Source organism: Flavobacterium sp. (assembly GCF_041911335.1).
GTDB lineage: Bacteria > Bacteroidota > Bacteroidia > Flavobacteriales > Flavobacteriaceae > Flavobacterium.
This window is the reverse complement of the sequence record NZ_JAYRPD010000071.1, coordinates 1-13,443: the sequence shown is the minus strand read 5'-3', so window position 1 is coordinate 13,443 and position 13,443 is coordinate 1. Positions and strand designations below refer to the sequence as shown.

Here is a 13,443-nt window from a genome sequence, read left to right as displayed (position 1 = left end):
CAAAAATGAAACTCTATTATCTTTTTTTTCTAGTTATTGTTAGTTGTTCAACTCATCAGAATTTAGATACTCAAAAATCATCAATTAATGCTATTTTAGATAATTGGCATAAGGCGGCAGCGCAAGCAAATTTCAATGCCTATTTTAATGCAATGTCAGATGAATCAATTTTTATTGGTACTGATGCAACAGAAAATTGGAACAAAAAAGAATTTCAAGCATTTGCAAAACCTTATTTTGATAAAGGAAGAGCATGGAATTTTAAAGCTATTGAACGTAATATCTATTTTAGTGAAAATGGAAAAATCGTTTGGTTTGATGAATTGTTAAGTACACAAATGAAAATCTGTCGCGGTTCAGGTGTTTTGGTTCAAGAAAATGGGCAGTGGAAAATTAAACATTATGTGCTTTCAATGACGGTTCCAAATGACAATGTGGATGAAGTTGTAAAAATAAAATCGGTAATAGAAGATAAAATTCTTTCCGAAAAGAAGTAAAAATAAACATAAGTAATAGTTAATCCCAAGATAATTTGTCTTGGGATTTTTTATAGCCAAATGTTAAAAAATTTAATTTTTTATAGTTTGAGAAAACCAAGTTGATGTAGTTCTCGTAAATGCAACTAAACAAAAATCTCAAACAAAATGAAAATTAATAGAAAAGTCAAAATTGCTTTAGGAAGTATCTTCGGAATCTTCCTGATTTTATTTGTGGTTTTAGTGGTTCATATTGCAACTGCAAAACCGCTTGAAGTAGATAACGCGTCCTTGCAAATTAGTCGAATCGATTTCAAAGAGCCAATAGATTCGCTTAAAGCAAAAGAGATTCATCGAAACTTAAAATCCATTCCAGGTGTAAAAACAGATAGGTTAAATAAAGAAACAGGTGTTTTAGTTTTCTTTCATGATATCAAAGTGGCTGATTCGAAAACTATTTACAATAAACTTATGGCTATGGGTAATTACAAAGCAGAGCGTTTTGTTTTACCAAAAGAATTAGAAAACAAAACAGCTTGTCCAGTAATGAATGAGGATAGCTTCAGCTATAAATTTTCAAGAGGAATTCAACGAATTTTTAATTAATTTCTAAATACTATTACTATGAAAAATTTTTCAAAACTAGCCTTATTGGCTTTATTTATTGCATCGGGAGCGTTTGTTACTTCATGTAGTGACGATGATAAGACTCCAGAACCACAAACGTTATATCAAAAATTAGGAGGAACTACAATGGTTGCGGATCCTAACAATCCAGGACAAATGATAGAACAAGGGCGTTTAAGCTATCGTTCGGTTGTAGATTCTACAATTACTTTAATTGTTTCTGACATTGTGGTAGGAGCAGAAGGAAATTTAGGGCAACATTTTGCACCAGTAATTTCAGAAGCTTTAAGCGGAAACACTACTAACGTAGCTATTTTGAGTGATAATTTAACTGATTTCTTTTCGGCAAATACAGGTGGCGGAGCTACTAATACCTACACAGGATTAAACATGGTGGCAGCTCATGATCCAGCTCAAAATCCTAGAATGGGAAAAAAATCAAATAATGCAGAATACGATAAATTTATTGGATATGTTGGAGCAGCGGCAGGTTTAAATGGCGTAACTGATCCAGCACTTATAAATGAAGTTGTGGCAGTGTTAGAATCATTGAGAGCTCCTATCGTTCAGGAGTAGGTTTGTTTTTTGTTTTAATGGAAAACGTCCCGATATTTCGGGACGTTTTTTTTATTTATTATAAATTTTTTCTTTTAAATTTTTGAACATATCCACTGTCATACTCTCTAAGTCGAAATCGTTTTTCCAACCCCAATCTTCTCTTGCCGAAGTATCGTCAATACTTGCTGGCCAACTATCAGCGATTTTCTGGCGGAAATCAGGTTCGTAGCTTAATTCGAAATTTGGATAGTGTTTCTTAATTTCTTCGCCAATTTGTTTAGGAGTAAAACTCATCGCAGCTAAATTATAAGACGAACGAATTTTAATTTGTTCCGATGGAGCTTGCATAATTCCGATAGTTGCTTTAATTGCATCGTCCATATACATCATAGGTAATTCAGAGTTTTCAGATAAGAAACTCGTGAATTTTCCATCGGTAATCGCTTTGTGATAAATATCTACTGCGTAATCGGTAGTTCCTCCACCAGCTTCGGTACTCCAGCTAATTAAACCAGGATAACGAATACTTCTTACATCTACACCATATTGTTTGTGGTAATATTCACACCATCTTTCGCCTGATTGTTTCGAGATTCCATAAACCGTTGAAGGCTCCATAACAGTATATTGAGGTGTATTGTGTCTTGGAGTTGTAGGTCCAAAAACGGCAATACTCGAAGGCCAAAAAATCTTTTTGATTTTTCCTGCTTTGGCTAAATTTAAAACATGAAACAACGAATTCATATTTAAATCCCAAGCAAAAGCCGGATTTTTCTCAGCTGTAGCCGAAAGCAATGCCGCCATTAAATACACATCAGTAATTTGATATTTCTCAAGTAAATGCTCAATTTGGTTATAATCAAGAGCGTTTACTACTTCAAAAATTCCGTTTTTAACTACATCATTTTCTAATTTTCTAATATCTGATGCAATAACGTTGTTAACTCCGTAAGTTGCTCTTAATTTAGCTGTAAGTTCGGTGCCAATTTGACCACAAGCACCAATTATTAAAATTTTCGTATCCATTTGGTTGTGTAAAAGTGGTAACAAATATAACATTTAGAAGTAATTTTTTAGATGATTTTTTGTGATATTTTTACAAATCACCAGCTTAATTTGGATATTTAATAAATTAACATCTTTTCAAAGACTTTTCTTAATGGATTAACAATTTAGGTGCAAAACCAGTGTTAAGATATTATTAGAAAAGTAACTACGTTAAGTAAACATTTGTACCTTTGCTTTTTAATTTATCCGAATGAAAGTTTTTTTATATAGTTTAACACTTTTAGTATTGACATTAATTTCATGCGAAAATGAAAACCAGCAATTAGAAGCCCAAAAAGTAGCACAAAGAAACGAAGCTGTTTTTAAAAACATTTCTAAAATGTGGCAATTTAATTTTCCTAATGCACGACCAGAAATAAATGTTACTTTGAACAAATGGAACGAATGGCGCCAGTTTGAAATCGAAATGCTTCAAAAACCACAATCTACTTTGTCGGCTTTTCAAATGAAAACTAAGAATTTGTCAAAAAAAGCAGATACTTTGTCTTTAACTATTCCATTAGAATACAATAAACCTCAAATTTTAAGTAGAATAACAACCCTTAATACGAAATTAAAATCGTTAGAAACATTTATGAATTTAAGAGTAATTCCAGAGCAAAGAATTGCCAAATTAATTCCAGAAATAAATGAAGAAATTAAAGGATTGTATAATCAATGGGATGAAATTATTATCAAAAAAGCTATCCCAAAAGAAATAGGGGAAGAACTAATGTTACAAGCATTAGATACTGCTCGCCATGCTGATCCAAACAGAATGCGTGAGAAGATGGAAATTTCAGACGGAATCAAATAAAATATTTTATTATATTTACTATCAAATAGTTACACATGAAAAAAAATTGCTCTTTAATAATCGCGACAGTTTTCGCATTATTTCATTTACAATCAAGTTTAGCTCAGGCTACTTTATTCTCTGATAGTGCTGCTAATTATGGTACATGGACAAATGGAAGTAACGCTGGAACTGGTTTTTCAGTTTGGGATTTATGGACTCAAAATACCGATGGAACTCATTTTGCAGGGCATTTTTTAGGGAGTTCTTCTGCTCAAGGATTTGGAGATATTAATACTTCTGGAAGTTCTTTTTCTATGTATGCAAATCCAGGAGGGACATCTGTTCAAGCAAATGCACAACGTTTTTTAACAAACACTGGTTCGCCTGCTGTTAGTGGTCGTCAGTATTTGTTGCCTGGACAATCTTTTAAGATTGATTTGGCAATTGCATATAGAAACGGCTATAAAGGAATCGATTTAATGGACCAGAACTTTGGTGCGTTATTCAATTTTAATGTTGGTTCAGATGTATATTCAACAACAACGGTTGCAGATTTGGGTTGGGCTTATGATCAAGCATCAATTTTTATGTTGCAAGTAAATCAAACAGATGTAAATTCGTATGAAGTAATCATAACGAGAGGTTCAGAAGTTTATTCTTCAGGAATAAGAACTGGGCAGTTTTCTGGATTCAAATTATATGTTGGTAATACAGATCCTGGAAATGATTTAAATAATTTACATGCTAACAATTTATTGGTTCAAAAGTGTGCAATGACTACCACTTGGAACGGAACGTCATGGGATAAAGGTGAACCAAATGCTAATAAAAATGTTGTTTTCACAGGAGATTATTCTTCTACAGCAAATTTAGCAGCTTGTTCTATTTCTGTTTCAAACAACGCAATTGTAACTATCAATTCAAATCACACTATATCTGTTGAAAATGGAGTTAATGTTGTTGCTGGATCAAATTTGGTTTTTGAAAATGATGCAGCTCTTTTACAAGCAAATGCTTTAGCTGTAAATACTGGAAACATTAATTACAAGAGAAATGCAAAACCAATGCGCCAATACGAATTTACATATTGGGGAGCGCCAGTTTCAGGTCAAGTTTTAAATGTGTTTTCACCGCTTACTTTAGGAGATAAATTTTATTCATATAATGCAAATCCGGCAGTTAATAACTGGGTGATTGAAAACCAATCAAATGTTATGGCTCCAGGTAAAGGTTATGCAATTAGAGCGCCACAGGGTTATACAACTACACCGCAAGTTTTTAACGGAGAATTTGTTGGAACTCCAAACAACGGAAATATTTCAGTAAATGTAGAAGCATTTAATCCAATGTTGTTGAACTATAATTTTATTTCAAATCCTTACCCTTCTGCAATTAATGTAATTACTTTGATTGATAATAGTAATTTAGGGACACTTTATTTTTGGACGCATAATTCCGCAATTACGAATAATGTTTTTACAACAGATGATTACGCGATTCGTACAAGAACAACGGGAACTGCCGCAGTAACTGGTGGTGATGCTCCTGGAATTTACATTGGTGCAGGACAAGGTTTCTTTGCCTCAGCAGCTACTACTTCATCTTTTAATTTAACTAATGCAATGCGTGTTGACGGAAATAATTCGCAATTTTATAGAGAAGCGCAAGACTTACCTTTAAATTATTATTACCATCTAAATATGACTAATACACAAGGGGCTTTTAAACAAATAGCGATTGGTTATCAAGAAGACGCAACGGATGGTTATGATTTTGGATCTGATGCCTTAGCGTCAACTCAGGGAGCAATTCGTTTTTATTCTTTAATTCCGTCTTTAACGTATCCATTAGGAATTCAAGCAAAAGCGTATCCATGGGTAATTACAGATGTTGTTCCTTTAGGATATATGACAACACAAGCGGGAACTTTTGATATTGCGATTGATCATTTTGATACTTTTTTCGCTGATAAAGACATTTTCTTAGAAGACACGACTAACGGAACTTTCCATAATTTGAAAAATAGTGCTTTTACTTTCAGTACTGCCATTGGGACTTTTGATACTAGATTTAAAATTCACTATCAAAATATTCCATTGTCAAATGAAGATTTTACAGGAAACGAAAATTCGGTATATGTTTTCAAAAATGATAACCAACCAAAAGTGGTTTCTACAAAATCAAATATTGCAAGTGTAATGGTTTACGATATGCTTGGTAGAGTTGTATTTTCAAAAGATAAAATAAACGCTTCAGAAGTTGTCCTTTCAAATTTAATAGCGAACAATCAAGCATTAATCATTAAAACAACATTAGAAAATAACGTTACGGTTGCTAAGAAATTCATTTTTTAACAAACGTTTCAGCAATATAACCACTACTTTTCTATTGAAAACGTAGTGGTTTTTTTATTTTTGTATTCAATTAAAAAATTCATTTTGAGCAAGTCCGACATTATATCCATTTACGATAAGTCACCAAAGATTGCCGTTTTAGAAAGTACATTCGCAGCGCGCCAAAAGTCTCAAATGACGGGTTTGGTCGGCTCGTCGTTGTCTTTTGTGGCAAATTCGTTGTTTAAAAAATCCGAACTTCCGTTCTTGATTTTATTCAGTAATAAAGAAGAAGCAGCTTATTATTTGAACGATTTAGAGCAATTAATTAATACCGAAGACGTTCTTTTTTATCCAAGTTCATACCGAAGACCTTACCAAATTGAAGAAACGGATAATGCCAATGTTCTTTTACGTGCTGAGGTTTTAAACCGAATCAATTCCCGTAAAAAACCTGCGATTATTGTTTCCTATGCCGAAGCCATTTTCGAGAAAGTAGTTACTCGAAAAGAATTAGAGAAAAACACCTTAAAATTGTCGGTTGGCGATAATTTGTCTATCGATTTTATCAATGAAACTTTATTCGAATACAATTTCAAACGCGTCGATTTTGTAACAGAACCAGGCGAATTTTCTGTTCGTGGTGGAATTATCGACGTGTTTTCGTTTTCCAATGATAATCCATACCGAATTGAATTTTTCGGTAACGAAGTCGATAGCATCAGAAGTTTTGATGTGGAAACCCAATTATCAGTTGAAAAGCTGAAAAAGATTTCCATCATTCCCAATGTCGAAAATAAATTACTACAAGAAAACCGCGAAAGTTTCTTAGATTATATCAACGAAAAAACGGTTTTAGTAATTCAAAACACCGAATTATTAGGGCAACAATTAGATAAATTATTTGACAAAGCCAATGAAGCTTTCGAGAAATTATCAAAAGATATTCAACACGCACCACCAGAAGAATTATTCCTTAACCAAAAACAGTTTTTAAAACGTGCGATTGATTTTACTGTAATTGAGCTAAGTTCAACTACCGTTTTTAAAACAGATAAAAAAGTTGAATTTCATATTCAACCGCAACCATCATTTAATAAACAATTCGATTTATTGTTAAATAGCTTGAGCGAGAATCATTTCAACGGTTACAAAAATTATTTATGTTGTTCCAACGAAAATCAGGCGAGTCGTTTTCATGATATTTTTGAAGATATCGACGAAGCCAATCATGAAAGTATTCGCAAGCAATATAAAACCATGGTGTTGCCTTTGTTTGAAGGTTTTATCGATGAAGAAAATCAAATTGCGTGTTATACTGATCATCAAATTTTTGAGCGATATCATAAGTTTTCCATCAAAAATGGCTATTCTAAAAAGCAAACCATTACGTTAAAAGAACTGACTTCATTGTCGGTTGGCGATTATGTAACGCATATCGACCACGGAATTGGAAAGTTTGGTGGCTTGCAGAAAATTCAGGTAGAAGGTAAAACGCAAGAAGCCATAAAATTGGTTTATGCCGATAACGATATTGTGTATGTGAGCATTCATTCGCTTCATAAAATCTCAAAATATAACGGAAAAGATGGCGCGCCTCCAAAGATTTACAAATTAGGAAGCAACGCTTGGAAAACCCTAAAACAAAAGACAAAAGCACGTGTAAAACACATTGCTTTCAACCTAATTCAGTTGTATGCGAAGCGAAGATTAGACAAAGGTTTTCAGTTTGCACCCGATAGTTATTTGCAAAAAGAATTAGAAAGTTCGTTCATTTACGAAGATACGCCAGATCAAATTACGGCTACATTAGATGTAAAAACGGATATGGAAAGCGAACGACCAATGGACCGATTAGTTTGTGGTGATGTTGGTTTCGGAAAAACAGAAGTGGCAATTCGTGCTGCTTTTAAAGCTGTAGATAATGGGAAACAAGTCGCAGTTTTAGTGCCAACAACCATTTTAGCGTATCAACATTACCGAACATTTTCGGAACGTTTGAAAGATATGCCAGTAACGGTTAGCTATTTGAATCGATTTAGAACTGCCAAGCAAAAATCGGAAACTATTCAAAAATTAGCTGATGGTAAAGTTGATATTTTGATTGGAACCCATCAATTAGTAAATAAAAATGTCGTTTTTAAAGATTTAGGATTGTTGATTATCGACGAAGAACAAAAGTTTGGCGTGAACGTAAAAGATAAATTGAAAACGATTGCTACTAATGTTGATACATTAACGTTAACTGCAACTCCGATTCCGAGAACATTGCAGTTTTCATTGATGGCAGCTCGCGATTTATCGGTAATTACAACGCCTCCACCAAACCGTTATCCTATAGAAACACAAGTAATTCGTTTTAACGAAGAAGCTATTCGAGATGCGGTTTCGTACGAAATTCAGCGTGGTGGACAAGTTTATTTCATTAACAACCGAATTGAAAACATCAAAGAAGTTGCCGGAATGATTCAGCGATTGGTGCCAGGAGCAAAAGTGGGCATCGGTCACGGTCAAATGGATGGGAAAAAGCTAGAAGAATTGATGTTAGCTTTCATGGAAGGCGAATTTGATGTTTTGGTCGCAACTACCATTATTGAAAGTGGTTTAGATGTGCCAAATGCGAATACAATTTTTATCAATAACGCTAATAATTTCGGCTTGTCTGATTTGCACCAAATGCGTGGTCGTGTGGGAAGAAGTAATAAAAAAGCATTTTGTTATTTCATTACACCACCGTATTCGATGATGACGGGTGAAGCGCAAAAACGTATTACGGCTTTGGAACAATTCAGCGAATTAGGAAGCGGTTTCAATATTGCGATGAAGGATTTGGAAATTCGTGGTGCGGGTGATTTATTAGGCGGAGAACAAAGTGGTTTTATCAACGAAATTGGCTTTGATACCTACCAAAAAATCATGAACGAAGCCATTGATGAGTTGAAAGAAAACGAATTCAAAGATTTATACCAAGAAGAAAACGACATCGAAACCAAAGAATTTGTCAAAGACATTCAAATTGATACCGATTTTGAATTGCTGTTCCCAGATGAATACATCAACAACATCACCGAACGTTTGAATTTATACAACGAGTTGAGCCAAATTAAAGACGAAGCAGCTTTACAACAATTTGAACAAAAACTAATCGACCGTTTTGGAGCGTTACCAAAACCAGCTATTGCGTTGCTAAATAGCGTGCGTATTAAATGGAAAGCTACCGCAATGGGAATTGAACGTTTGATGATGAAACAAGGTAAAATGATAGGTTATTTTATTGGCGACCAACAAAGTGATTTTTACCAAAGTAACCGTTTTATGAAAGTGCTTCAATTTGCCCAACGCAACGGTAATGTTTGTAAAATAAAAGAAAAAGAAACTAAAAACGGCTTACGTTTATTGCTTACTTTTGATAACGTGAAAAGTGTGAATAAGGCGCTGGAGTTGTTGGAGGGGATTTAGGATTATATGTTTTTTTAAGTTTATTAATGATATGGAATTTAGTATTGGGGGGCAGTTTTCTAGAGAAATTAGTTTTGAAAAAACTAGAATTGTAGATGTCTTGGAAGAAGTTTTAAATAATGAGTTTAAACAGAAAGTATATCATAAAAGAATAGCGAAAGTATATTGCAGTTTTATATGTGTATCAAAAGGATTTGAACCATTTTTTATGGTTAGGCCTTTAAAAATCCTCAGAAATGAACCAGCAATCGAATATGAAATTAAACTTGATTTTGATGTGTTTTACGAAGCTAATGATGAGGAACGTTTAAAAATATTAAAAAATGAATTTATATCGAAGTCTAAAATAATTTTAGATGATAAAAGGTTAAAAGATTTTAATATTGACTCTTTTGTATTAGATATTGAAGATGTTTTAATAAAATAAAGATTTTTTAATCAACCTACCGCTCGGATATCCCACCGCAACGATAGCGCGGAATTGCATTCCGTGCCCACAAAGTAAATAAAAAGCACAACATTGTAATTGACATAGTTTTTTTATATTTGAATATAAATTATACGCCATGTCAACAAAATACAAAGCCACTACAACAGAAGACGCTTACTTTATTACTATTACAACTGTAGGTTGGGTAGATGTTTTTACACGATTAAATCAAAAATATATTATCACTGATTCTTTAAAGCATTGTCAACAAAATAAAGGATTAGAAATTTATGCGTATTGCATCATGAGCAGTCATGTTCATTTATTCTGCAAAGCAACTAATGGTTTTATTTTATCGGATGTAATAAGAGATTTCAAAAAATTTACTTCCAAAAAAATTATCCAAACCATAATAGATGAGCCTGAGAGCAGAAGAGAATGGTTGTTACCCTATTTTCAAAAAGCCTGTAAACATTTAAAACGAGAACAACAATATAAAGTTTGGCAAGATGGCTATCATGCCGAGCATATTTATAGCAATTCCTTTATAAAACAAAAGATTGAATACATTCACAATAATCCTGTTAAAGATAAAATAGTTACGCTACCTGAAGATTACTATTTTAGCTCCGCTAGAAATTATGCCGGTTTAGAGAATGAATTGGAAATCGTATTGTTAGATTTGTTTTAAAATTGATTGTGGGCACGGAATGCAATTCCGCGCTATCGAAGAAAATGTAAAATTTTGTTTTTTTGTTTTCCGCTGGATTGTTTTTGTATTGAATGATGTAGATTATTAATGAAATTATAATAATAGGTAATAACATTATCATTTTCTTTTCAAAAGACAAATCTTTAAAAAGTTTGGTAATCCCATAATAGAATAACAATAGTAAAAAAGGAAGTATTTTTAATTTTTCTTTCATCATATTTAAAAGATTAAAAAGGTTACCCAAACAATTCACTCACCACATCTTCAATTTTAGCTACTAAAACAATTTTGATTCCGGTGTTTTTTAAAGAAATTTTATTGTGTTTGGAAACAAAAATTGTGGTAAATCCTAATTTTTCTGCTTCCTGAATGCGTTGTTCAATTCGGTTAACGGGTCTAATTTCACCTGAAAGCCCAACTTCTCCAGCAAAACAAAAGCCTTCTTCAATTGCAATGTCTTCGTTTGAGGATAAAATAGCAGCCACAACAGCTAAATCAATCGCAGTATCTTCAACTGAAATTCCTCCGGTTACATTCAAGAAAACATCTTTTGTTCCCAACCTGAAACCAGCACGTTTTTCTAAAACTGCCAAAATCATGTTCAAACGTTTGGCATTGTAACCTGTTGTGCTTCGTTGCGGTGTTCCGTAAACAGCAGTGCTAACTAAAGCTTGAATTTCAATCATCAAAGGACGCATTCCTTCTAATGTAGTAGCAATTGCTGTTCCTGAAAGTTGTTCGTCTTTATGCGAAATTAATATTTCAGACGGATTGTCAACTTCGCGTAAACCCGAACCTTGCATTTCATAAATACCTAATTCGGCAGTTGAACCAAAACGGTTTTTTAACGAACGTAAAATTCGGTACACGTGATTTCTATCGCCTTCAAATTGTAAAACAGTATCGACCATGTGTTCCAAAATCTTCGGTCCAGCGATGGTTCCGTCTTTGGTGATATGTCCAATTAAAAGTACCGGTGTATTGGTTTCTTTGGCAAATTTTATCAACTCGGCTGTGCATTCTCTAATCTGAGAAATACTTCCTGCCGACGATTCAATATAATCGGTATGTAAAGTTTGAATCGAATCGATAATCACAATATCAGGTTCAATTTCTAAAATTTGACGGAAGATATTCTGGGTTTTGGTTTCGGTTAAAATGTAGCAATTATCGCCATTAGAAGTAATGCGTTCGGCACGCATTTTAATTTGTTTTTGGCTTTCTTCTCCCGAAACATAAAGGGTTTTATAAGGTAATTTTAAAGCAATTTGCAAGAGCAACGTACTTTTTCCAATTCCTGGTTCACCACCTAACAAAGTTAAGGAACCCGGAACCAATCCGCCACCTAAAACCCGATTTAACTCGTTATCAGTCGTGTTTAATCGGATTTCTTGTGCGGTGTCTATTTCTTTTACAAGTAAAGGTTTTGTAGCCGCTTTAGATGTAGCTGTTGTGGTTTTCCAAGCTACTTTTTCTTCTTTTTGAACCAATTCTTCTACAATGGTGTTCCATTCTTTGCAAGCATTACATTGGCCTTGCCATTTTGAATATTGGGTGCCACAATTTTGGCAAAAGAAAGCGGTTTTTACTTTACTCATTTTGTTTTATTCCTTTTTTTCTGTTGGTTCTTCTGTAGGAGTTTCAGCAGGTACTTCCGCTGGAACATCTTCAGTTGGTTTGTCTTCTTTACCTTTCAAAGCTTCGGCTCTATTTAACATGAAATCTTTTGTGATCTCGCGAATCGCTTCTTGAGTAAAAGCTCGTTGATACGTTTTGATTGCTCTTTTGTAGTTTCCTGTTTTTTCGTAATACAATGCCTCGTGGTACGTTCCTAAAGTTGTTTTTGGATAATGTTTGTTAGCATAATCACTTAATGGTAACAACTCATTATACGCTTTATTCTTCATGATTGCTGCTTCAATAGCTTTGAAATCGGTCAATCTTGGTTTCATTTTAAAACCAAAACGTTTTTCTAATTCGTCGTATTTGGCAATCAAATAATCGGTATAACCGGCATCTAATTTTAGGATTTTATCTTGAAATTCCACCATTGAAATCGGTTGGTACCCATCAAAAATAAAGTAAATAGAATTGGGTACCGCTTTAGCTACTAACGAATAATGCGAAGCACCTTTGAATGCATCGTTTTGATATTTAAACGTAGCATTTGGAATCGCTTTGATGTTAGCGTCTAATTCCGCAGCTTTTTCGTTGATTTCTTTTAAATCACCTTCGCCTGTAGCTTGATAGTAGAAAATAGGTTTTGCTATTTTAGCCAAACGTTCTGCTACGCGTTTTTCCATTTCTGGAGCCATTTCTGGAGCTAACGAAATGTAGGCGTTGAAAATTGGGTTGTCTTTGTAAAGGTAAAAGTTCAAGAAACCTGCAGTGGTATCGTGACCTGCAATCATTCGGAAAGGAATTGTACGGTATTTTTTATCTATGTACGGATATAATTCTTGTCCAATGAATTCGAAGAAATTCGCTCCAGATCCTGCTGGAAATCCAGCATCATCAAATTCACTATCAGCAAAACGAGTTTCACCATAATTTTGATTTACAGCGATGATGATCATTTCTGGTAAATCGTCCCAATACGCGCCATATTTTAAAATTCCTTCAAATGGATCTAACAGATATTCGCCATCTAAAACTAATAAAGTTGGGTAGCTTTTTTCTGGACTAGTAGCGTATGATGGTGGTGTTACAACTGTAAAAGTTCGTGTGCCTAATTTTTTTGATTCGATAGTTTCTGGCGTGCGTTGCGCAAATAAGCATGACGATACCAATAAAGCAAAAAGGAAAAGTTTGGTTTTCATTTTAAATAGTTTGGTTAAATAGATTAGCAATTTACTAATTTAACCCGTTGGGTGTAATTATTTGAGAGAAAAAAGAGAGAATTTAGTAAAAAAAAATGGTTTAGATATTGTTCAAGATACTGAAATTCAGTATCTTGATGTCGCCAAACAAAACAATATCTATGTCAAATATAGTAAAAAATT

The 13,443-nt window shown here is 33.7% G+C and carries 11 protein-coding genes; 8 read left to right on the top strand and 3 right to left on the bottom strand.

Annotated elements, in window-relative coordinates:
* Positions 1-5: 5 nt before the first annotated feature.
* The 3 genes from ACE3PD_RS10780 (at position 6) to ACE3PD_RS10770 (ending at position 1,679) form a co-directional block, all read left to right on the top strand.
* Complete coding sequence (locus tag ACE3PD_RS10780) at positions 6-497, top strand: nuclear transport factor 2 family protein (protein WP_374402327.1); 492 nt, start codon at positions 6-8, stop codon at positions 495-497.
* A 147-nt stretch (positions 498-644) separates the two neighbouring features.
* On the top strand, positions 645-1,082 hold the full coding sequence (locus ACE3PD_RS10775; protein ID WP_374402325.1) for a hypothetical protein: 438 nt from the start codon (positions 645-647) through the stop codon (positions 1,080-1,082).
* Between the two features lie 18 nt (positions 1,083-1,100).
* Positions 1,101-1,679 carry a hypothetical protein gene (locus ACE3PD_RS10770; RefSeq protein ID WP_374402323.1) on the top strand — a complete coding sequence of 193 codons (579 nt, stop codon included), beginning with the start codon at positions 1,101-1,103 and terminating at the stop codon, positions 1,677-1,679.
* A 51-nt stretch (positions 1,680-1,730) separates the two neighbouring features.
* Here ACE3PD_RS10770 and ACE3PD_RS10765 read toward each other — a convergent pair whose 3' ends face one another.
* Complete coding sequence (locus tag ACE3PD_RS10765) at positions 1,731-2,687, bottom strand: NAD-dependent epimerase/dehydratase family protein (RefSeq protein ID WP_374402320.1); 957 nt, start codon at positions 2,685-2,687, stop codon at positions 1,731-1,733.
* 232 nt (positions 2,688-2,919) lie between these two features.
* Between ACE3PD_RS10765 and ACE3PD_RS10760 the strand changes: the two genes are divergently transcribed.
* The 5 genes from ACE3PD_RS10760 to ACE3PD_RS10740 all read left to right on the top strand — a co-directional run bounded on the left by ACE3PD_RS10760 (position 2,920) and on the right by ACE3PD_RS10740 (position 10,420).
* Positions 2,920-3,525 carry a hypothetical protein gene (locus tag ACE3PD_RS10760; RefSeq protein ID WP_374402318.1) on the top strand — a complete coding sequence of 202 codons (606 nt, stop codon included), beginning with the start codon at positions 2,920-2,922 and terminating at the stop codon, positions 3,523-3,525.
* Between the two features lie 35 nt (positions 3,526-3,560).
* Positions 3,561-5,861 (top strand): T9SS sorting signal type C domain-containing protein, encoded by a 2,301-nt coding sequence (locus ACE3PD_RS10755; protein ID WP_374402316.1) that lies wholly within the window; start codon positions 3,561-3,563, stop codon positions 5,859-5,861.
* Between the two features lie 174 nt (positions 5,862-6,035).
* On the top strand, positions 6,036-9,299 hold the full coding sequence (gene mfd / locus ACE3PD_RS10750) for a transcription-repair coupling factor (protein ID WP_374402516.1): 3,264 nt from the start codon (positions 6,036-6,038) through the stop codon (positions 9,297-9,299).
* A gap of 31 nt (positions 9,300-9,330) precedes the next feature.
* Positions 9,331-9,726 carry a hypothetical protein gene (locus tag ACE3PD_RS10745; RefSeq protein ID WP_374402314.1) on the top strand — a complete coding sequence of 132 codons (396 nt, stop codon included), beginning with the start codon at positions 9,331-9,333 and terminating at the stop codon, positions 9,724-9,726.
* A 139-nt stretch (positions 9,727-9,865) separates the two neighbouring features.
* Entirely contained in the window at positions 9,866-10,420 is a 555-nt protein-coding gene (locus ACE3PD_RS10740) for a transposase (protein WP_374402312.1), read from the top strand.
* 257 nt (positions 10,421-10,677) lie between these two features.
* Here ACE3PD_RS10740 and radA read toward each other — a convergent pair whose 3' ends face one another.
* Positions 10,678-12,039: a DNA repair protein RadA gene (gene radA / locus ACE3PD_RS10735; protein WP_374402310.1), complete on the bottom strand. Its 1,362-nt coding sequence runs from the start codon at positions 12,037-12,039 to the stop codon at positions 10,678-10,680.
* A gap of 6 nt (positions 12,040-12,045) precedes the next feature.
* Positions 12,046-13,260: an alpha/beta hydrolase gene (locus ACE3PD_RS10730; RefSeq protein WP_374402308.1), complete on the bottom strand. Its 1,215-nt coding sequence runs from the start codon at positions 13,258-13,260 to the stop codon at positions 12,046-12,048.
* Positions 13,261-13,443: the final 183 nt, after the last annotated feature.

Excerpts from the sequence above, each read along its gene's own strand:
- ACE3PD_RS10780 (WP_374402327.1), top strand. The coding sequence starts at position 6 with ATGAAACTCTATTATCTTTTTTTTCTAGTTATTGTTAGTTGTTCAACT.
- ACE3PD_RS10775 (WP_374402325.1), top strand. The coding sequence starts at position 645 with ATGAAAATTAATAGAAAAGTCAAAATTGCTTTAGGAAGTATCTTCGGA.
- ACE3PD_RS10770 (WP_374402323.1), top strand. The coding sequence starts at position 1,101 with ATGAAAAATTTTTCAAAACTAGCCTTATTGGCTTTATTTATTGCATCG.
- ACE3PD_RS10765 (WP_374402320.1), bottom strand. The coding sequence starts at position 2,687 with ATGGATACGAAAATTTTAATAATTGGTGCTTGTGGTCAAATTGGCACC.
- ACE3PD_RS10760 (WP_374402318.1), top strand. The coding sequence starts at position 2,920 with ATGAAAGTTTTTTTATATAGTTTAACACTTTTAGTATTGACATTAATT.
- ACE3PD_RS10755 (WP_374402316.1), top strand. The coding sequence starts at position 3,561 with ATGAAAAAAAATTGCTCTTTAATAATCGCGACAGTTTTCGCATTATTT.
- mfd (WP_374402516.1), top strand. The coding sequence starts at position 6,036 with ATGACGGGTTTGGTCGGCTCGTCGTTGTCTTTTGTGGCAAATTCGTTG.
- ACE3PD_RS10745 (WP_374402314.1), top strand. The coding sequence starts at position 9,331 with ATGGAATTTAGTATTGGGGGGCAGTTTTCTAGAGAAATTAGTTTTGAA.
- ACE3PD_RS10740 (WP_374402312.1), top strand. The coding sequence starts at position 9,866 with ATGTCAACAAAATACAAAGCCACTACAACAGAAGACGCTTACTTTATT.
- radA (WP_374402310.1), bottom strand. The coding sequence starts at position 12,039 with ATGAGTAAAGTAAAAACCGCTTTCTTTTGCCAAAATTGTGGCACCCAA.
- ACE3PD_RS10730 (WP_374402308.1), bottom strand. The coding sequence starts at position 13,260 with ATGAAAACCAAACTTTTCCTTTTTGCTTTATTGGTATCGTCATGCTTA.